Source organism: Streptomyces sp. NPDC058257 (assembly GCF_042881845.1).
Classification (GTDB): domain Bacteria; phylum Actinomycetota; class Actinomycetes; order Streptomycetales; family Streptomycetaceae; genus Streptomyces.
On sequence record NZ_JBHVXJ010000002.1, the window covers coordinates 141,538 to 160,457 of the forward strand.

Sequence of the window (18,920 nt, forward strand, 5' to 3'; positions counted from 1 at the left end):
GAGCCCCATGGCCTACCAGAATTTCCGCTACCTGTCCGCCGACAGGACCCTCGGCATCGACTACGACATCAAGAACCGCTACGGCTCGGGCACCTACTTGCTGCACGCCGCGATCCACGGCGGCGGCATCGAGCCGCCCACGTCCCAGCTCGCCGCGTACGCGGCCGGGGACACGGGGGCTTGGTACTCCTTCGAGGCCCTGAACGACCTCACCGCCGACAGCCTCGCTCTGCCGTCGACCGTGTTCGACGAACCGTTCTGCGTCGTGAACGCGGCCAACTCCAGCAGGACCGTGGTCTGGCACGGCGTGGGCGACCAGCGCGAGGCCGAACAGGTCACCTACATCAGCGGCGCCGACACGGTCCTGGCCTCCCTGATCGTCCAGGAACTCAACGACGCCGGCTTCGCCACCGACCGCGCACCGGTGAGCTTCGAGGGTGAGGCGCCCCAGAACATCTGCAACCGCAACAAGCCCCGCGCCGGCGTGCAGCTCGACCTCTCCTACTCCCTGCGCAAGTCCCTCTACGCCAGCGGCGACTTGTCCTCGACCGCCATCGCCGCGCCGGAGAACCGCCTGCCTGCGTTCTTCGCCTACGGCGACGCCATCCGCCGAGCCTGCGCCCTGGTCCCCCTGGACGACGGCACCGACGACGTCCTCCCGGGCATCACCCAGCCGCGCACCCTGAGCGACCAGGCCGTTTCCACCGCGATGCGCACCCCGTTCGCCATCGACCACTCCGGCGGCGTCTCGGCCACCACCGACGAGCGCGAGCAGCTCCTGGACCGGGTGCACTCCCTGGTGGGCACGCTGCCCGGCGAGCGCGTCATGCGCGCCACCTACGGTGTGCCGACCTCGGCCTCCCTCTTCGCGATCAATTCGGAGGTGGCCAACGACCAGCTCCAGCGCGCGGTCCTGGACGCCGTCGCGCAGTTCGAGCCGTCGGCCGTGGTCTCCGCCATCGTCGCCGACGTGAACGAGGCCCTGGGCGCCGTCAACGTCAACGTCCAGGTGAGCCGGGCCGACGTCCCCGGCGCGGAGCTGGACAACACGCGCAATGTCGGCGTCCTGGTCGGCGGCACCGTGATTTCCACCCCGGAGTAATTATCGGGGCCCCGGCCCGGCTCCGTAGAATCCACATATTGGCCCAGCACTCATTTCCCACTCGGTTCCGCTGGAGGTACCGGAAGGGAAGTGTGTGCCGTGGCAGTCGACAGCGGGGCCGTTGCGCAGATCGACTACACCTCGCGTGATTTCACGGGGTATCGCGACTCTCTGCTCCAGTACGCGACGCAGATTCTGCCCGAATGGACATCGCGGAGCCCCGCCGATTTCGGCGTGGTCATGGTGGAACTCTTCGCCTACCTGGGCGACATCATCAGCTTCTACCAGGACCGCATCGCGGACGAGTCTTTCCTGGCCACGGCGACCCAGCGGTCCTCCGTCGTCGCCATCGCGCAGCAGCTCGGCTACCAGCCCCACCCGGCAATCCCGGCCAGTGGCCAGGTGGCGTTCTCTCCCGCGCCTGGACTGGTGTCCCCGGTCACGCTGGAGGCCGGAACCCAGGTCATCACGGAGTACATCCCGAGCCTGGACCGGCCGCTCACCTATGAGCTGTCGGCCCCCGTCGTCGTGCCGGCCTACACCACTCCTGTGCCGCAGGTCGTCGGCCTGGCCGTCGAGGGTGTCACCCAGGGCGAGCGGAGTCTGGTGCTCTATCCCTCGACGTCGGGCGACCCGGGCTCCACGGTTCGGGTCGAGGACATCGGCACGTCGGACGGCACCAAGAGCCAGGTCTTCGCGCTCGCGCAGTCTCCGGTCCTTCTGGACACCGTGCGGGTCTTCCTCGACGACGGGGTGGGCGGCACCGAGTGGACCCGCGTGCGCGACTTCCTCCTGGTCCGCGACAGTGACCTCGTCTTCACCGCCGAGACCGACGACCAGGGCGTCACCCGGGTCACCTTCGGCGACGGCACCAACGGGGCGATGCCCCCCGCCGGCATCAAGCTGACGGCCGCCTACCGCACCGGCGGCGGGGCCTTCGGCAACATCCCGCAGGGCAGCATCACCGACCTGGCCGGCGCCCTGCCCGGGGTCGTGGTCTCCGGGTCGGCGCCGATGGCTGGAGGCGCTGACGAGGAGCCGATCGACCAGGTGCGGGCAAACGCGCCGAGACTCTTCCGCACCCAGGGACGAGCGGTTTCCGCCCAGGACTATGCGGACCTCGCCCTGGCCGTCGCCGGCGTCGCGGATGCCCGCGCCGTCGTCCGCTCCAGCTCGGCCGTCACGATCTACATCATCGGCCCGAACAACATCCTCCCCTCGGAGGGGCAGCGCGACGCCGTCGCCCAGTACGTGCAGGAACGGGCCCTGTCCGGCGTCGTCGTCAACGTGGTGAACGGCTCCCTGATCCCGGTGAACATCGGCTCCTCGACGCTCCCGGTCCTGCTTTCCGTCCTGCCGCGTTATCGCCGCGACACCGTCAAGCTCGCCGTCCAGCAGGCCATTCAAGAAGTGTTCACGCCGCCGGAAACAACGCTCTCTTCCCGGATTTCCCTGTCGCACCTTTACAAGGCCATTCAGGAAGTCGCCGGCGTCGATTGGGTCGTCATTCAGCTCATGGCCCGCGCGGACCTTCCGCAGAGCGGCACCGCAGACGTGGTCAGCCGCGACAACGAAATTCCCATCGTGGGAAATATGGTCGTCACCGCCAGCGGCGGAGTATAGGAGCCAAGCTATGCCTGCCGTGTATCCGCTGTCGGTCAAGTCGTGGACCCCGAAGGTTGACCAGGTCGACACGATCTGGGCCGCTCATGTCAACGACATCCAGAACGAGTTGGGCGCCATCGAGAAGACCGTTGGCGTCAATCCGCATGTGTGGGGCGGCTGGTGGCCCCCGGGCAATACGTCGTGGCCGCCCAAGGTCGGCACGATGACGGTGAAGACTCCGCCGCCCGTCTCCAATTTCGGGGCACCCAAGACTTATACATCCATCGGCGACCGCATCAAGTACATGCAGCAGCAGACGACTTGGCTGACGCTGATGACCTCGCTCCTGGCCGGCCAGTCGGGGCAGAAGCCGGCACCGCCCCCGGCCGCTGTGATCCGCGCACCGGGCATCAAGGTGCCCACCGGGGAAGGTGCCTGGACGCCCATGCGGTGGGGTGCGGCCGATTACGACCCGAACAAGATGTACCACGGCGGCAGCAGCATCTACCCGACCCAGACGGGGTTCTGGGACGTCACCGTCAACATCTGGGCCGACTCCACCGTCCGGAAAGCAAACGATCTGCATTTCTTCCATGTCCGACTCATGCGCGGAAACGACGAAGTCGCGGGCCAGGACTCCATGGTGGAAACGCAGACGTGGATTCGCCACCGCATCAACCTGGCGTGGCAGGGGCGTTGGAACTCGGGTGTACCGATGCAGGTGCAGGTGAGCCAGCACGGCGCCGTCGACAAGACCGTGGACGCCAACTGCTCGATTTCGCTGTCTTTCGTTCGCTCGACGTGAGGTAGCTCATGGGTGTCTACGAACTCGACATTTACGCCAAGACCCTCTATGGCGCTCCTCTTTTCGTCGCCTTTGAGTCCAACGTCGCTGTGGAGCAGCGGGGTTACAGCGCGCTTGAGGTCACCTGGGACACTCCGATCCAGGCTGCGGCCTCCCAGGCACTTGCCGGCGTGAAAGCGTGGACCAAGCTCCGCCTGGTCCGCAACAGCTACGGAATCCCGGACACCGAGGACGACGGCTGGGTCATTCTGGAGACTCCCGCCGGCTCCGACGTCAACACGTTCCTCGATGACACCGTGGTTGCCGGACAGGTCTACTACTACGGCGTCTACGTTTCCACGGCGCCGGACACCTGGGATTCGACCGTCACCTATTACCCGGGGGACGTGGTCTCCTACAACTCCAGCATTTACACCGCGATTCAGGCCGGTCCCAGCGCGGCCCCGGATGTGAGCCCGACCTACTGGAGTCTGTCGTCCATCACCGAGCAGTGGATGCGCTGCGGCGGTGGCGTCGGGCTGGCCGTGCGCGACTTCCAGAACAGCGTTCTCCTGTACGACAACATCCCCCGGCCGTACAAGGTCGAGATGGTCGAATCAACGGCGTCGAGCATTCCTGTCAACGAGCAGCTCTGGCGCTTCTGCTCTTTGTTCGGCTACTTCTTCGACGTCATGAAGTGCGAGAACGATCAACTTCTGCGTCTCAATGACGTGTTGCGCTGCACGGATCGTCAAATCACTCTGCTGGCACAGCAGATGGGGATTGCAGACCGCCTGCCCACTCTGCCTGAGCTTCGGCGCACTTATGTGCGCGACGCAGCGCTCATTCAGCGCGACCGTGGCAGCACGGACTCAACTGCCGCTCTCATCAAGGCGATTACCGGCTGGGACGCGGACGTATCCGTCGGCTACAACGAGCTGCACGACCTGGACGAGGCTGCCTTCGCTTCCCCCTCCTACCCGGTCTGGCAGCGCGACACCGTGTACTCCACGACGGCCGGCAGCCAGCTCTACTCCGACATCGTCCAGTACAACGGAGATCTGTACGCGGCTGTCGGCACTCCGCGCCGGGAATCGGCCTACCTCTCGTACACCGGCACCAACCCGACGCGCACCGGCACAGGGACCATCGTGCGCGACCCCGACCGGGTCGCCGATCCGTACCCGGGCTATGTCCACCTCGACGGCGCCTCCGTCGGTGACACCCTGACGTTCACGTTCAGCGCCGCGTCGGGCGGAGCGGGCTACTACAACGTGCTCCTGGTGGCGGTCGCCGACCCGGCCGGCGGCATCGTCACCGCCAAGGTCAACGGCACCTCCGCGACCATGGCGCCCCTCGACCTGTACAGCCCCTCACGCCAGCTCATCCCGATTCAGCTCGTCGGCAACTTCAACCTGACCGCGACCGGCAACACCCTCGCCCTCACCGTGACCGGGAAGAACGCGCTCTCCACGGGCTACGGCGTCACCGCGTGCTACTGGATGATCCAGGGCGGTGGCATCAACCTCAACGTGCGGCCCACCGGCGACGCTCTGTCCACCACGTACTGGCAGCCGCTCACCCCCAACACCCTCCAGGACACCCTCACCGAGCAGAACCCGCTCACCGCCGGGTACGGCTCCTGGAACATCAGCCTGCCCACCGGCGCCATCAACCCGGACGTCTCCTCGGGCGTGAGCCCTGACTGGTGGATCTCGCCTCAAGGAGCACGCTCAGGCACCGCCAGCCCCGGCACGGGCAACTCCCTGAACTACACGGCGAAGACGACCGCAGGCACACGTGAGGTCTTCCTGGCCGGCCCGGTGCGCGCCCTCGCGTGGGACGCCACGAACACGTACTTCCCCGGGCAAGCGGTCACGTGGAATCCGCTGGGCTGGAGCAAGCCGCCTGTGTACGTGGCCAAGGCCCAGTCGGTCGGCAAGCAGCCCGACCTCAGTCCGACCAAGTGGGAGTTCACCTGCTACTCGCCGGGCGTCTCTCCGGAGCCGAGCCGGGTCATCACCGACTGCGTGTACACGCCCAAGGTCATCTCGTGGTCCTCGACGCGCGCCTACCAGAAGGGCGACCGCGTCGCCTGGCGCGGCCACCTCTACGAGGCGGCCCTTCCCTCCCTGGGAATCTTCCCGAGCGGCTACAGCACCGACAGCCAGTGGTGGCGCTGGTGCGGCCTGAATTCGCAGCGCTACACCTACAGCGTCTACCACAATCGGACCGCCACGGCGGCCGGCGAGGACGTCCGTCTGTTCATCAACTTCTACAATTCCAACGGTGCTTGGGGCGGTACTGGATTCCTCGGGTCGGACGCGCAACTCCTTTACGACCGCTTCGAATTGCCGGACCAGACGTACCCCGCAGGAACAGGGAGTCCCCCCACCGGTTACGTGAAGCCTGCGGCCGGACAGATGGGCGTTCCCATCCCGTGGAATCTCTCGCGGGGCACCTGGGCCAACGCTCGCGGCGTCGTACGCCCGACGAGCTGGAGTTCCACCGCACCCCTGGAGCGCAAGGTCGGCCGCGCCCTGTGGTTCAACCGCTCCTGGGTCTACGACCCCTGGACCGCCGGCCAGTCCGGCGAGCAGGTGTACGTGACGTTTATGTCCGCCCCCGACAACAGCGAAGGGGTGCTGGAGCACGGCGTGGTCCTGCGCTACGGCGCCAACGCCTACTGGCTCGCCAGCCGCGACCGGCTGACCTACACCACCTTCACCGTGACTTCCGGGGCCGTCAGCGACGTCACGGCCACCGTGCTCGCCACGTGGACGCCGGTGCAGTCCGGCGAGCGTTTCCGCGTCACCAACCGCACCGCAACTATCACCGTGGAATCCCGAATCCCAGGCCAGGGCTGGCGCACGCTCGCGACCGTCAGCGACACGAGGAACAACGCGTCCACCGGCTGGGGCCTTCTGGAAAGGGTCCGCCCATGACCGTTCCCATCCCCCTCACGCTCACGGGAACAAGCGCGTCCAACGGCGCCTTCACCCCCGCGCTGCGCCTCATCACCCGCATCTCCCTGGCCGGCACCAGCGTCGGCAACGGCGCGGCCACCGTGACGCAGTCCATGGTGCCCGGGGCCTTCGCGGACTTCGCGCTGATTCCATACGGCCCCTCCGTCTACCCGGACCCCGCCTTCACGCATGTCACCTCGGCTGTGTACCGGCCCGGAACCGGAGACACCGCCGGCCAGTGGAAGCGCCTGTCCCTGTCGCTGACCGTGCCCAACTCCGAGTACATCCCGGGGCCGCTGGGCCGCATCTACGGAGTCTTCGAACAGGCCCGGCTCGGTGTCACCTCCTCCAACATGGCGGTCAACGAGACGCAGCAACTGGCCTACGCGCAGTTCGAGAAGACCCCGCCCGGCCTGGACACCGACACCAATCAGTTCGGCTCCAACCTGTTCACCCTGGAGCAGGCGTCCTACGAGGGCCGCATGCTCTACGAGCCGGCCGGCGGCGGCGGAGAGACCAGCTACATGACGTTCGCCCGCAGCACCGAGCGGGCCTCCTGCGGCGCTTACGCGGGCAAGTTCGTCTACCAGTCGCCCCCGCCGACGAACTCGTACACGGCCGTGCAGAACTTCGGCACCTACCCCAACCTGCGCGGGCGCCGGCAGACGTACGCGGACGTCAAGTACAACGCCTTCACCACAGACGACGCGCTGCCCGGCACCACCCCGAGCACCGACGTCGGCGGCACCCCCGTCGCCGCGCCGGCCATCTTGACCCTGAAGCCGCTGCAAGCCGCCCTCGTTCGCGTCGAGCCCGGCGTCACCTACCAGGCCCAGATCTCCGTCGCGTCCGAAACCGCCGGCTCCCAGTTCACCTGCGCCGTACTGCGCTATGACGCGAACTTCAACCTGATCGGCACCTACGCCACCGGGACGGCCGTCACGACCGCCGGCGGGTTCAAATGGCAGCAGGCATCCGCTCAGCTCCTCATGGAGGACAACGCGGTGTGGGCAGCCGTCGTCCCCCGGATCACCAGCGGCGGGGCGTCACGGTTCGTCTTCTACGCCGACGAGCACCGCATCTGGATTCCCTCCACCCTGGCCACCAAGAAGGCCAGCGCAAGCCCCGCGCGTGCCTGGCAGCCGCCCCGCCAGCTCACGCTCAAGCTCCGCGCCACGCGCGTGAACTACGTCAAGAACCCGTCCTTCCAGAACTCGGTGTGGGGCTGGAACCAGGTCAAGGACGCGAGCCTGAGCGCCACCGTCTCCCTGGTCACCGGAGGCGGCATCGTCGGCAATGCCGCCTCCTTCAGCATGGCCACCGCGCCAGCCGCCACGCTGATCAACGGTCTGTCCCCGCGCACCGGCGTCACGACGGCGACCGGACAGAGCGCCCTCATTCCCCGGCTCAAGCCCTCGACGATCTACACCGCGTCGCTGTACGTGAAGCCCGTGCTGTGCCCGGTGCCCATCACGATCTGGGCGCACAACGGCGACCAGCTCGTGAGGGGGACGTCCAGCCCGCTCTTCGACCCGTGGCAGAACCAGGACTGGTTCCGGCTCTCGGTGACCTTCAAGACGAGCCCCACGTTCGGCGGCGACGGGGCGATCAGCCTCGGCTATGCGGCCGACGACGTCGCGAGCGTCTACCAGGCCGTCGTGCCGGACAACAGCCCGAGCGTGTGGAGCCAGCTCGACGACGACCCGGCCGGCTACACCGACTGGAGCCAGACCGCCACGTACGACGTCGGAAATCGCGCCGTCTACAACGGGGTGCTGTACCAGGCCCTCGTGAAGCACGGGCCGTTCGCAAACGTCGGACCGCTCACCTTTTCCTGGGACCACTTCCTCCTCGAAGAGGCCGACAAGGTCGCCCCCTATTTCGACGGCAATAACCCGAGCGCCGACTACGTGTGGGAGGGGGCTCCGGGGGATTCCCGCTCTCACTATTACCGAGGGAAAAGGGTCAATCAGTACCGTCTCGATCAGATCATCCAGCGCCAGCTCGGCGTGGGCGCCTCGTACCGGATCGTGTACGCGAGCGCCCCCTGACAAGGGGCCTTCATGACATATCTGATCGTGCTCGCGCTTTCGACCTTCTTCGCGTGGGATTGCTTCCTGCGTCCCCTCATCGCTCCGGCCTGCGACCTGCTTCGTCTGCCGGATGTCGCGGCCGGGTACCTCAAGGCGCTCAGCGCCCTCGCCGCAGCCGGCGCGCTCGACCATTGGGTGGACAGGCATTTCCTTCTGCCGATCGCCGCCGCTTCTCTCGCCGGGACACTCGCGATGCTGCGCCGTTCGAGTGAGACACAAAACATTTCCGCTGTCGTCCGTGGCGGGGCCAGACGAGGTATGCCAATGCCGGGTCCTTAGAGGTCAGAGGGGGTGTCTCACCCTCTCGGAGGCATTTACGCCGCCGGAGTGCATTCGACAGAAACGGTCACAACACCCCTATTTTCCGGCAGACACAGAAGGCAATATCACTGCCGTCCGGCACATCAACCCATGTGAGGAAAATATGGCTGGCAAGCGCCCAGTAACACTCGGCATCTTCGGGTCGGGAGATGTGTCCCCGAACCTGGTCTGCGATGCGCTCAACGACCAGTTCGCGTTCGGGGCCGAAGACAGCGAGGGCTATTTCGCCCCCTCCGAGGAATACGACCTCACGGTGTTCCTCCCCGCCGGGGGAACCGCCACCTCCGCCGCCGTTCACCGGGTGTGGGAGTGGGCGGTCCGCTGCGAGCTGGCGTACCAGGTGCTCTGGGACGAGACCGGCAATGAGCTGACGGTCGACGTCCTCGGCAACGCGGACAAGCCCGAGGACATCCACATCGTGGACGACGTCCCGTCCGCCCTCGTCGAGCAGCTCGCGAAGGCCGAGAACCCCCTGCTGCTCGTCATCAGCGAGAACGAGCAGTTCGACGAGGCCACCGCTCAGGTTGCCGCCGCCGCGCTGCGCGACGGCATCCCGGTGCACGACCTGTCCCGCGCGCTGCTGGAGATCACCTGGCGGCACCTGCCCGACCACGAGCCGCCCGAGACGCCGGCCGCGCTGCCGGACGGTGAAGGCCCTTCCGCTCTCTCGGTCGTCAGCGACGCTCCCGACGTGACGCTCAGCGGCCAGGAGGCCGCCGCGCTCACCGAGTCGCTGGCGAAGGCCGAAGACCTGCTGGACCACATCGGCACGGGGTTGCTGGAGCGCATCGCCGAGACGCGCGAGTCCCTGGTTCACGGCCGCTCGCTGCTGGCTCCCAAGCCCGAGACGCCGGCCGAGGGCGAGCAGCCGAAGAAGACCCGCCTGGAGATCTTCGACGCCGAGCGCAACGCGTGGGTGCCTGCCGGCCGGGGCCGCCCGCCGAAGGGGGTCCAAAAGCGCCGAGTTCCCGCGTGACAGGAAACAGAAAGGCCCCGGCGGACCTTGACCGAATTCCGCCGGGGCCATGTTCCGGATGGCCGCCACGCCATTACAACTGCATTCCTCGGGAGAATAGCATGTCTGGCGACACTTTTAATGGAACGGAATACGGGCGCGAACTCCCCGTCTCCGTCGAAGACATCCTCAGCAGGCTCCCGATTCGTGCGCGCATGGCCTACACGAATTTGGTGACGAACGCCGAGTCCCGGTACGACGCGGACTCGGGCTGGTCCTGCGCCTACATCACCCAGCAGGCCCTCGCGGACGAGATGTTCGTCTGCCTGCGCACCGCCACGCGGGCGGTAAAAGACCTGCGAACTCACGGCCTGGTGCGCGTACTTGCGTGGCCCGGTTCCTGCACCGAGACGCAGGTACGCATTGCCGCCATCGACGTCTCCTCGCCCTTCGGGCCGATTCAGGCCGCCCTCGTGCGCGCGCCGAAGCAGCACCTCATCGACACCGCAGTAGCCCAACTCCTGGCCCAGAACCGGCAATTGGAGGAACTGGCTGCCGGGCTGTGAGGGAGTAACTGCCCTGACGCAGCAACTGACACATCGAGCGCATGCATACGCGCTAGAGCACAAGCCCTAGCTCAAGCAAATAGCTAGGCAAATAGAAACCTACGGTTTCTATTAGCTGCCCACGAACATTCGTTCGCGTGCAGTTCTGGCCCGCCACACAGCCAGGAGAACCACATGGCACGCAAAAGCATTCACGACCCCGACGCCGAACTCGACGCCACGGCCATCGTCCAGAACCTGCTCCAGGGCCATCAGGAAAGCCCCGCAGCGCCTCAGCCTTCCTGGGCCCCGCCCGAGTCCGGCGAGCGCCGTGTACGTCGCTCCAGGGGCCGCCAGTACGGCGCGGACTCAATCCCCGGCCTCGCGGACTACTTCGCCTCCTCCTGCCCGCCGCTGAGCTGGTCCGGCGGCCTCGAAATCGGCAACCGCCAGGCCCTCATGCAGGTGTTCGGCGAACTGCGCCGCGACGTTGGCTTGACCCCTGACGACTGCCGCGCCCTGGTCGACCTCTACATCAGCCGCCTCGCTGGCAAGGCCCCCTCCAAGCCGTACGTCTGGGACTTCAAGTGGCGCCGCTACCAACTCCTGCGCGACCTGCGCGCCACCGGCGTCACCGTCAGCGCCGAGGAGTACGCGTCCTGGGAGCAGACCGCCCAGAACAACCCGGCCGCTGGCGACACCTTCGCGGCCTCCTGGGGGAACGTCTGATGATCACCACCCGCATGGACCCCGAAAAGGCCCGTTGGGTCGGGACCGGAATCCCCCCGCGTCTGCGCGGTCTGACCCTCAACGATGTGGAGCAACTCGGCGGCCAGCCGGACGCCGTGAAGAAGGCCCGCCACTACGTGGAGGGCTACCGCGCCCAGCAGTCACGCAACTGGCGCGGCCTGCCCGTCAGCCCGAACGTCTACGGACGCGGCCTCCTCTTCGCCGGCCAACCCGGCACCGGCAAGACGACCCTCGCCGCCGCGATCTTGTGCGAGCTGCGCCGCCGCTGGGGTATCACCGTCTACTGCTCGCGCTACAGCGAGCACATCGAGCGGGAACGCAAGCTCGTCCGGGCGGATCAAAACGTGGACCTGGAGCAGATCTCCCGCTGGCAGTACGCCGTCGAACGCGTCCAGTGGGCCGATGTCGTCCTCCTCGACGACGTCGGCCACGAGCACACCACCGACTCGAAGTTCGCCGAGGACACCCTGGAGCGGCTGCTGCGCCAGCGCTACGACGAGGGCCGCCCCACTCTGATCACCACGAACCTTGCGGGTGACGACTGGGCGGCCCGCTACTCCAAGGCGCTGCGCAGCTTCATGGACCAGTGCACCCGCCGGGAGATCTTCACCGGCGAATCGTTCCGCCGGGGCGACCTGTGATCGGCGGTGACCTCGACGCCGCGCCGCTGCCGGCCGAGGTCTACGTGGTCTGGGAAAGGCTGCTCGCCGTCCCCACCACCCGGTACAGCGAGAAGCGCTTCCACAGCCGGCTGCGCTGGCACCGGCCCCGCAGGGCCCTGGCCCTCTACGAGACCAACCCGCCGGCCGTCCAAGCCTTGTGGGACCTGTGGGAGGCGGACCAGCGCGTCGCGGTCGTCACCTACCTGCCGGTCGCCGCCGTCGGCGCCCTCGCGGAGCGTCTGGACCGGGAGCACGTCCCCCACACCCGGTTGGTCGTCTCACAGCCCCGGGACATGAGCCGCAGCATCGCGTTCCTGGACGACGTCGCCCGGATCTTCCACAGCATCCCCGAGCACAACCTGCTCTACGGCCCCAAGGGCTTCCTCGTCCCGGCGCAATCCCCCGAACTCATGCGAGAGGTCCTGTAAATGGCCACCGACGTCATCCCCCTGGTATTTCCCGAGACCAATAAGCGGGTCCGGGTCCTCATCATCGACGGCGCCCCGTGGTGGGTCGCCCGCGACGTGTGCAACGTCCTCGAAATGGAGAGGCCGGACGCGGCTCTGCGCGGACTCGACGACGACGAGAAGGGTGCTCAGAGTGTGAGCACCCCCGGCGGCGAGCAGCGCATGTCCGTCATCAACGAGTCCGGCCTCTACTCCATGATCCTGCGCAGCCGGAAATCGGAGGCGAAGGCGTTCAAGAAGTGGATCACCGGAGAGGTTCTCCCCGAGATCCGGCGCACCGGCGGCTACGGAGCGGACAAGCACCGCTTCGACACCCCGCAGACGTTCGGCGACGCGCTGCTCCTGGCCGCGCAGCAGTGGGAGGAACTGGAGGCCGCGAAGAAGGAACTCGCCGCCGCCGCGCCCAAGGTCGAGGCAGCCGACACCTATTTCGCCTCGGAAAACTTCCTCCTGGTCCGCGAGGCCGCCAAGCTCCTCGGTCTCAAGGAGAAGCAGTTGCGCAGCCTGCTCCTGGAGCGCGGCTTCATCTTCCGGCACAAGAACGCGTACGGGGACAGCTACTACGACGTGGCCGCGCGGTACGCGGATGCCGGCCTGTTCGTCACCAAGGTCTACACCCGCATGCAGGACGACGGCGGGGCCCGCACCACCTACACCGTCTACGTCACGCCCAAGGGCGTCGAGGCCATCCGGAAGATCCTCCGTGATCTCGCCGACAGGGGAAACGTTCCTGCGGTCCGCCACGGCCCGCCGACCATGGTCGCCCGCCCGCTCCCGAAGGGCGGCACCCGATGACCGACTACGAGCCGGCGGGTGCCTTCCGCCGCGAGACCGTCCAGCTCATCCCCGACAAGGTCGGCAAGACCGCACGCTTCACCTCGGAGATCGGAGTGCAGGGGTACGACTGCCTGCCGCTGGTCGGCTGGGCCGTCGTCGTGACGTTCGCCCCCGACGAGCTGCCCCGCATCACCGTCGAGCCGGTCGTGGACGACGACTGCATGGGCCCCGTCGCGCTCGGCGACCTCGAAGAGGAAGTCGGCCCGCTGACGCTGCTGGAGATCGTGTGAGCAGCATCGAAGAGGAAGTCATCTCCTACATCGCCCTGACCGGCGACCTGGACACCGTCGTCGGCCAGGTCGGCGGCATCACCGCCGAACACTTCCTGGACCCCGAGACCCGCAAGGTCTTCTCCTCCATCCTCGCGTTCCGCGCCGACTTCGGAGAACCCCCGACCCCCGAGGTGATCGCCCGCGACCACCCAAACTTCCCGTTCAGCGAGGAGAGTTCGGGCCCCATCGAGTACCTGCTGCGCGAGCTGCACGAGCAGCGCCGGCGCACCATCATCGACCTCGGCATGGGCGCGGTGGGCGAGGCCCTGGACAAGGGCGGCTCGGACGCGGCTCTGCCGCTGCTGCGGATGATGCTCGCGCAGGCCACCACCGCCACGGCCGGCTCGCGCGAGGTCGATTACGCGGCCACCGGCGCCCAGCGCCTGGACGTCTACCGCCAGGCCCGCGACAACCCCGGCGAATTGCTGGGTATCCCGACGGGATTCCAGTTCCTGGACCAGGTCACCCTCGGAATCCAGCCGCAGCAGATGATCGTTCTGACCGGCCTCGCCAAGTCGTGCAAGACGACGATCATGCTCGGGATGACCCGCAGCGCCTACGACTACGGCGCCAAGCCGCTGCTGGTGAGCTTCGAGATGCCCTACGCGGAGGTCGCCCGGCGTCTCGACGGGTTCCTGGCCAAGGTCAACCCGCGCAGCCTCCAGACCGGGCAGCTCACCGCGAAGGAGTGGCGCCAGCTCGAAGCGGCGCTGAGTGACCCGCTCGGCGAGCAGCCCTACATCGTCACCGAGGACCGCGCCGGCGCCATGACCATCGCCGGCCTCCAGACCAAAATCGACCAGCTCTCCCCGAGCGTGGTGTTCATCGACGGCGCCTACTTCCTGTTCGACGAGATCAGCCGGGAATCCCAGACGCCGATCGCGATGACGAACATCTCCCGGGGCCTGAAAAAGCTCGCCCTGACCAACGACATCCCCGTGGTGGTCACCACGCAGAGCCTCTCCCACAAGGTCGGCGCGAAAGGGCTGACCGTGAACAGCCTCGGCTACACGAGCGCGTGGGGGCAGGACGCGGACCTGGTCGTCGGCATGGAGGCCACCGACGAAGACCTCTTCTACCGGATGAAAGTCCTCGCGAGCCGGAATGCGGCACCCCAGGAACATCTCATCTCGATCTCCTGGGACCCGCCACAGTTCGAGGAGGCGGAAATTGAAGCCGACCTCCCCTACTGACTTCTGGGACGACCTCTCCGCGTACGCCAACCCCGTGCCGGCCGACGTCCCCGGCACCCTGCGTGCTCTCGGCATCGACGTGCTGCGGGAGTTGAGCAAGGCCGACTCAGCGGAGTATCTCGCTCACTGTCCCGCCCACCTCGCGCTCACCGGCAAACGTGACCGCACGCCGTCGTTCTCCGTGAACGGGACCAGCGGTCTCTTCCACTGCTTCAGTTGCGGATACGCAGGCCCGTTCATCCAACTCGTGGAGGACGAACGCGGCTACAGCCGCATCGACGCCTTCCGCTGGATTGCCCGTCGCGGGACGTATCGCACGGCCGAGGACGACACACCCGCCGCGCCCGCCGACGACAGCATCCGCATCAACGAAGCCTCCCTGGCCCTGTTCACGGCCCCGCCCCCCGAGGCGTGCGCACGACGCGGCGTCACCGACCAGGCGTGCGCCGACTTCGGCGTCCTGTGGAATCCCGAGAAGCGCCGGTGGATTCTCCCCATCCGCGACCCGTTCACCGGCGAACTGTGGGGCTGGCAGGAGAAGGGCAAGCGGTTCTTCCGCAACTACCCGCCCGGCGTCCACAAGTCGCGCACGCTCTTCGGCGACCTGTCCTGGACCGGCGACACCGCGCTGCTGCTGGAGTCCCCACTGGACGCGGTCCGCGCCCACAGCCTGGGGATAACCGGAGCCTTCGCGAGCTACGGCGCGCACGTCTCCGAGGCCCAGATGCGCCTCCTCAAGGCCCGCTGCCACTGCCTCGTCCTCGGCCTGGACAACGACACGGCCGGCCACACCTCCCGCGACAAGATCCACAGCCGCTGGAGGCCGCGCGGCCTGGCCATGAAATTCCTCGACTACAGCCACACCCCGGCCAAAGACCTGGGCGACATGAGCGACGCCGACGCGCAAGCCGCGTACCAGGGCGCGCACCACCCCTGGCGCAGGAGGCGTTGATGTTCACCGGCACCCTCTTCCCCTACCAGCACGAGGCCGTCGACCGCGTCCTGTCCGACCGGCGCATCCTCGTCGCGTACTCGATGGGCACGGGCAAAACCGTGCTGACCATCGCGGCCCTGGAGGAGCTGTTCGGCCAGGGCGACATTCGCTGCTGCGTCGTCATGGTCCCCTCCAGCCTGAAGTGGCAATGGGCCCAGGCCCTGGCCCAGTTCACCGACGCCCCCACCCGCACCGTCACGCTGCGCGGGCAGGAACTCACCGTCCCGGCCGAGGAGGTGTGCACCGTCATCAACGGCACACCGAAGAAGCGCCGGCAGCAGTGGGCCCTCGCCCAGCACGCGGACTACGTGATCGTGTCCTACGGCGCGGTGCTGCACGACTGGAAAGAACTGTGCGCGCTGCCGGGCGACGCCCTGGTTCTTGACGAGGCCACAGCCATCAAGAATTTCTCAGCACAAACCACCAAGCGCGTCAAGAAACTCAAACCGCCCATCCGCGTCGCCCTCACCGGCACCCCGGTGGAGAACCGGCCCGAGGAAGTCTTCTCCATCATGGAGTGGGTCAATTCCAAGATTCTCGGACGCTGGGACCTTTTCGAGAAGAGCTACATCAACCGCAATTTCTTCGGCGGAGTCTCCAGCTACAAGAACCTGGGGCTCCTGCACAAGAACCTGTCGCGGTCGATGATCCGGAAGTCCCGGCTGGACCCGGAAGTCGCGAAGTACCTCCCCGAGGTCACCGAAACGACCCGGCACGTGAGTCTCGACAAAACAACCCGGTCCATCTACAAGGCCATCCTCGCCGACGTCCAGGCCGCGATGGACGAGCTTGCCGAGGCCGGCGCCGACTTCGACCTCGCCGCCTACTACGCGGGCATCAAACCCGACGGCGCCTTCGGTGCGCAGGGCAAACTCATGGCCCGTCTCCAGGCCGCCCGCCTGCTGCTCGACCACCCGCAGCTCCTGATGGACTCGGCCGTGGCCTTCCACGAGGGCACCGGCGGCTCGCAGTACGCGGCGGAGTTCGCCGCCTCCCGCTACGACCTCCCGGACCTGCACACCGCCCCCAAGCTCGCGGTCCTGGACGAGCTGGTCGCCACCATGCTCGCCGAGCCCGGCACCAAGGCGGCCGTCTTCACCGACTACCGCAAGATGCTGCCCTACCTCGCCGAACGACTGGACAAGCACGGCGATCTCGCCCTCTTCCACGGGCAGCTCACCTCGGACGAGAAGGCCAGCGTTCTGGCCCGCTTCAAGCACGACCCGGAGTGCCGCCTGTTCCTCTCGACGAACGCTGGCGGTTACGGGCTGGACCTCCCCGAGGCCCAGTACCTGGTGAACTACGACCTCCCGTACAGCAATGGCGTCCTCGCCCAGCGCAACAGCCGGCACGTGCGTGCCTCGTCGACCTTCGAGCGCGTCCACGTCACCAACCTCGTCGTCGAGGAGACCGTCGAGGAGCGCGTGCAGGCCACTCTCCGGCTGCGCCAGAAACTGTCCCAGGCCGTGGTCGACGGAATGGGGTCCGGCGCTCTGGACATGGACGTCGAGTCCCTCGCCGAGCACATCGAAAATGCAATTTGAGGCACCCTTTTGGCCTATTGGCCGCAATTTTTCGGACTCGTAGGGTTTTCGGACCGGAGCATTCCGAGTAGCTCCTTCCCGTAAGCACCACCCTGGGAGCAATACGTGCCCGAGGACCCCGCCAACAGCACGGCCTCACCGGAAAGCGAACCCCGACCAGTCCCGTTCGACCCGGTCATTCCGACCTTCCGGGAATGGGCGAAGCTCAAAGCTCAGCAGACCGAACTCACCTCGCGGATGAACAAACTCCGCGACAAGGTCGCCGCCGCCGTCCAGGCGCGCGGATACGCCGACCACAAGGGGTCGCAGTACATCGACCTCCCCTTTCCCATCCCGGTCGGCGAAAGCGAATACGTCCGCATCAAGCGGGAGCGGCGCGTGTCCATCGTGGCCGACACCGAAGCGGCCGAGCGCATCACCCGCGACCGGGGCGAGAACGTCTACCGCCGCGCCTTCCCGCCCGTTCCGACTCTGGACGCCGACGAGCTGTACGTCCTGCTCCAGGAAGGCGTGCTAACCGAGGACGACATGGACCAGATCATGGTCCAGAAGGAGACCTTCGCGTTCCGGGGCCTGACGTCGTGAACGGCATCGGCCGGCCGCGACAGCCCCTGGACGTCTACCCCGGGACGGCCCGCCCGCTCGGCGTCGCGCACCCCACCCAGGGCTACCAGGGCGACGGTGCCAGCCGCTGGGACGACGACCCGGTCTACAAGAAGATCAGCGGCTACTACCGCGAGTTCTTCGCCATCTCCCACCTGGCCACCGCGCTCGGCCGCGCCCCCAAGACGATCTACAAGTGGGAGGCAGGCGGCCTCTTCCCCCGCGCGACGTGGATCTACAACTCGGACTCCAAGAACGGCCGCAGGCGCCTGTACACGCGCCGCCAGATCGAAGGCGTGGTCCTGATCGCCTTCGAAGAGGGCGTTCTCTCCGGGACCCAGCGCTTCATCTCGCAGACCAAATTCCCCGAGCGCTGCCGCGAACTCTTCGTCAAGACGCGCGCCGCCCTTCCCGAACCCATTCCGGACTGGAGCTAAGTCATGCCCGAAACCCGTACGTACGGCCGTCGTCGTCGCCAACTGCCCACCACCTCCAGCACCGAGCAGGCCGGGTTCGAGGTCGGCAAGCGCGAAGCGGTCTCCGGACGCGTCGTGTCCACCGGCTCCGGCGGCCAGACCCAGATGGCCGGCTGGGACGCCATGGAGAAGACCGCGTCGGCCTCCGGCTCCGACATGTACCTCAAGGTCGACGACAAGCCTCTCGTCATCAAGATCGTCGGCGACGGTCCGTTCGACGTCTACAACTCGCACTGGATCGACGAGATCGAGGACGGCTCCAAGAGCGTGCGCTGCTGGGGCACGCCCGACTGCCCGCTCTGCCAGATCGGCGACAAGGCCAAGCGGTTCAGCGCGTGCTTCGACGTGATCTCCATGGAGGACCCCGCCACCCCGGTCCTGAAGGTGTGGGAGGCCGGAATCAAGATCGCACGGCAGCTCAAGGACATCGCGACCGACGGCAAGCGCGGCCCGCTGAACAGGGCGGACCTCTACTTCACGATCAAGAAGGAACAGAAGAAGAAGAGCGTGGAATACACGTTGGAGCGCGTCAAGGAGCGCGATCTGTACGAGGAGTACGACGTCGAGCCGCTGACCGAGGAGGCCCTGGACGCCTTCGTGGCCGAGGCCCACCAGTGGGGCGACGTCGTCAAGGAGAAGCTCGACGAGGAAGCGATGGCCGAGGTCGTCGACCTCGTCATGGAGGACTGACCCCGTCCCCACCGACCGCCCGCCCCGGGTGTCGACCTACACCCCGGGGCGGGCTGCTTCT

General features: G+C 67.1%; 19 protein-coding genes. All 19 read left to right on the forward strand.

The window, feature by feature from the left end; translation table 11 throughout:
• The first annotated feature begins 7 nt into the window (after positions 1 to 7).
• The 19 genes from ACFVXC_RS05850 to ACFVXC_RS05940 all read left to right on the forward strand — a co-directional run bounded on the left by ACFVXC_RS05850 (position 8) and on the right by ACFVXC_RS05940 (position 18,859).
• Positions 8 to 1,102: a poly-gamma-glutamate hydrolase family protein gene (locus tag ACFVXC_RS05850; RefSeq protein ID WP_389901854.1), complete on the forward strand. Its 1,095-nt coding sequence runs from the start codon at positions 8 to 10 to the stop codon at positions 1,100 to 1,102.
• Positions 1,103 to 1,201: 99 nt separating this feature from the next.
• Positions 1,202 to 2,725: a baseplate J/gp47 family protein gene (locus ACFVXC_RS05855; RefSeq protein WP_389901856.1), complete on the forward strand. Its 1,524-nt coding sequence runs from the start codon at positions 1,202 to 1,204 to the stop codon at positions 2,723 to 2,725.
• Positions 2,726 to 2,735: 10 nt separating this feature from the next.
• Entirely contained in the window at positions 2,736 to 3,512 is a 777-nt protein-coding gene (locus ACFVXC_RS05860) for a hypothetical protein (RefSeq protein WP_389901858.1), read from the forward strand.
• 8 nt (positions 3,513 to 3,520) lie between these two features.
• A complete protein-coding gene (locus tag ACFVXC_RS05865; protein ID WP_389901860.1) occupies positions 3,521 to 6,436 on the forward strand; it encodes a hypothetical protein in 2,916 nt (971 codons plus the stop codon).
• Positions 6,433 to 8,508: a hypothetical protein gene (locus ACFVXC_RS05870; protein ID WP_389901862.1), complete on the forward strand. Its 2,076-nt coding sequence runs from the start codon at positions 6,433 to 6,435 to the stop codon at positions 8,506 to 8,508. The genes ACFVXC_RS05865 and ACFVXC_RS05870 overlap by 4 nt, the downstream gene beginning before the upstream one ends.
• A 12-nt stretch (positions 8,509 to 8,520) precedes the next feature.
• On the forward strand, positions 8,521 to 8,829 hold the full coding sequence (locus ACFVXC_RS05875; RefSeq protein ID WP_389901863.1) for a hypothetical protein: 309 nt from the start codon (positions 8,521 to 8,523) through the stop codon (positions 8,827 to 8,829).
• A 145-nt stretch (positions 8,830 to 8,974) separates the two neighbouring features.
• Entirely contained in the window at positions 8,975 to 9,847 is an 873-nt protein-coding gene (locus tag ACFVXC_RS05880) for a hypothetical protein (protein ID WP_389901866.1), read from the forward strand.
• Positions 9,848 to 9,948: 101 nt separating this feature from the next.
• Complete coding sequence (locus ACFVXC_RS05885) at positions 9,949 to 10,392, forward strand: hypothetical protein (RefSeq protein ID WP_389901867.1); 444 nt, start codon at positions 9,949 to 9,951, stop codon at positions 10,390 to 10,392.
• A gap of 174 nt (positions 10,393 to 10,566) precedes the next feature.
• Positions 10,567 to 11,100: a hypothetical protein gene (locus tag ACFVXC_RS05890; RefSeq protein WP_389901869.1), complete on the forward strand. Its 534-nt coding sequence runs from the start codon at positions 10,567 to 10,569 to the stop codon at positions 11,098 to 11,100.
• Positions 11,100 to 11,762 (forward strand): ATP-binding protein, encoded by a 663-nt coding sequence (locus ACFVXC_RS05895; protein ID WP_389901870.1) that lies wholly within the window; start codon positions 11,100 to 11,102, stop codon positions 11,760 to 11,762. The genes ACFVXC_RS05890 and ACFVXC_RS05895 overlap by 1 nt, the downstream gene beginning before the upstream one ends.
• Positions 11,759 to 12,211, forward strand: a complete 453-nt coding sequence (locus tag ACFVXC_RS05900) for a hypothetical protein (protein ID WP_389901872.1) — start codon at positions 11,759 to 11,761, stop codon at positions 12,209 to 12,211. Before ACFVXC_RS05895 ends, ACFVXC_RS05900 begins: the two co-directional genes overlap by 4 nt.
• Positions 12,212 to 13,045, forward strand: a complete 834-nt coding sequence (locus ACFVXC_RS05905) for a phage antirepressor (RefSeq protein ID WP_389901873.1) — start codon at positions 12,212 to 12,214, stop codon at positions 13,043 to 13,045.
• Positions 13,042 to 13,317 carry a hypothetical protein gene (locus ACFVXC_RS05910; protein ID WP_389901875.1) on the forward strand — a complete coding sequence of 92 codons (276 nt, stop codon included), beginning with the start codon at positions 13,042 to 13,044 and terminating at the stop codon, positions 13,315 to 13,317. The genes ACFVXC_RS05905 and ACFVXC_RS05910 overlap by 4 nt, the downstream gene beginning before the upstream one ends.
• Positions 13,314 to 14,552 carry a DnaB-like helicase C-terminal domain-containing protein gene (locus ACFVXC_RS05915; protein WP_389901878.1) on the forward strand — a complete coding sequence of 413 codons (1,239 nt, stop codon included), beginning with the start codon at positions 13,314 to 13,316 and terminating at the stop codon, positions 14,550 to 14,552. Before ACFVXC_RS05910 ends, ACFVXC_RS05915 begins: the two co-directional genes overlap by 4 nt.
• Positions 14,530 to 15,504, forward strand: coding sequence for a CHC2 zinc finger domain-containing protein (locus ACFVXC_RS05920; protein ID WP_389901881.1), 975 nt, complete (start codon positions 14,530 to 14,532; stop codon positions 15,502 to 15,504). Before ACFVXC_RS05915 ends, ACFVXC_RS05920 begins: the two co-directional genes overlap by 23 nt.
• Entirely contained in the window at positions 15,504 to 17,090 is a 1,587-nt protein-coding gene (locus ACFVXC_RS05925; RefSeq protein WP_389901882.1) for a DEAD/DEAH box helicase, read from the forward strand. Before ACFVXC_RS05920 ends, ACFVXC_RS05925 begins: the two co-directional genes overlap by 1 nt.
• Positions 17,091 to 17,195: 105 nt before the next feature.
• Entirely contained in the window at positions 17,196 to 17,675 is a 480-nt protein-coding gene (locus ACFVXC_RS05930; protein WP_389901885.1) for a hypothetical protein, read from the forward strand.
• Entirely contained in the window at positions 17,672 to 18,130 is a 459-nt protein-coding gene (locus ACFVXC_RS05935; protein WP_389901886.1) for a hypothetical protein, read from the forward strand. Before ACFVXC_RS05930 ends, ACFVXC_RS05935 begins: the two co-directional genes overlap by 4 nt.
• Positions 18,131 to 18,133: 3 nt before the next feature.
• Positions 18,134 to 18,859 carry a hypothetical protein gene (locus ACFVXC_RS05940; RefSeq protein WP_389901888.1) on the forward strand — a complete coding sequence of 242 codons (726 nt, stop codon included), beginning with the start codon at positions 18,134 to 18,136 and terminating at the stop codon, positions 18,857 to 18,859.
• Positions 18,860 to 18,920: the final 61 nt, after the last annotated feature.

What these genes read in the sequence shown, in the direction of transcription:
- ACFVXC_RS05850 (WP_389901854.1), top strand. Translation starts at nt 8, where the DNA reads ATGGCCTACCAGAATTTCCGCTACCTGTCCGCCGACAGGACCCTCGGC.
- ACFVXC_RS05860 (WP_389901858.1), top strand. Translation starts at nt 2,736, where the DNA reads ATGCCTGCCGTGTATCCGCTGTCGGTCAAGTCGTGGACCCCGAAGGTT.
- ACFVXC_RS05865 (WP_389901860.1), top strand. Translation starts at nt 3,521, where the DNA reads ATGGGTGTCTACGAACTCGACATTTACGCCAAGACCCTCTATGGCGCT.
- ACFVXC_RS05870 (WP_389901862.1), top strand. Translation starts at nt 6,433, where the DNA reads ATGACCGTTCCCATCCCCCTCACGCTCACGGGAACAAGCGCGTCCAAC.
- ACFVXC_RS05875 (WP_389901863.1), top strand. Translation starts at nt 8,521, where the DNA reads ATGACATATCTGATCGTGCTCGCGCTTTCGACCTTCTTCGCGTGGGAT.
- ACFVXC_RS05880 (WP_389901866.1), top strand. Translation starts at nt 8,975, where the DNA reads ATGGCTGGCAAGCGCCCAGTAACACTCGGCATCTTCGGGTCGGGAGAT.
- ACFVXC_RS05885 (WP_389901867.1), top strand. Translation starts at nt 9,949, where the DNA reads ATGTCTGGCGACACTTTTAATGGAACGGAATACGGGCGCGAACTCCCC.
- ACFVXC_RS05890 (WP_389901869.1), top strand. Translation starts at nt 10,567, where the DNA reads ATGGCACGCAAAAGCATTCACGACCCCGACGCCGAACTCGACGCCACG.
- ACFVXC_RS05895 (WP_389901870.1), top strand. Translation starts at nt 11,100, where the DNA reads ATGATCACCACCCGCATGGACCCCGAAAAGGCCCGTTGGGTCGGGACC.
- ACFVXC_RS05905 (WP_389901873.1), top strand. Translation starts at nt 12,212, where the DNA reads ATGGCCACCGACGTCATCCCCCTGGTATTTCCCGAGACCAATAAGCGG.
- ACFVXC_RS05910 (WP_389901875.1), top strand. Translation starts at nt 13,042, where the DNA reads ATGACCGACTACGAGCCGGCGGGTGCCTTCCGCCGCGAGACCGTCCAG.
- ACFVXC_RS05925 (WP_389901882.1), top strand. Translation starts at nt 15,504, where the DNA reads ATGTTCACCGGCACCCTCTTCCCCTACCAGCACGAGGCCGTCGACCGC.
- ACFVXC_RS05940 (WP_389901888.1), top strand. Translation starts at nt 18,134, where the DNA reads ATGCCCGAAACCCGTACGTACGGCCGTCGTCGTCGCCAACTGCCCACC.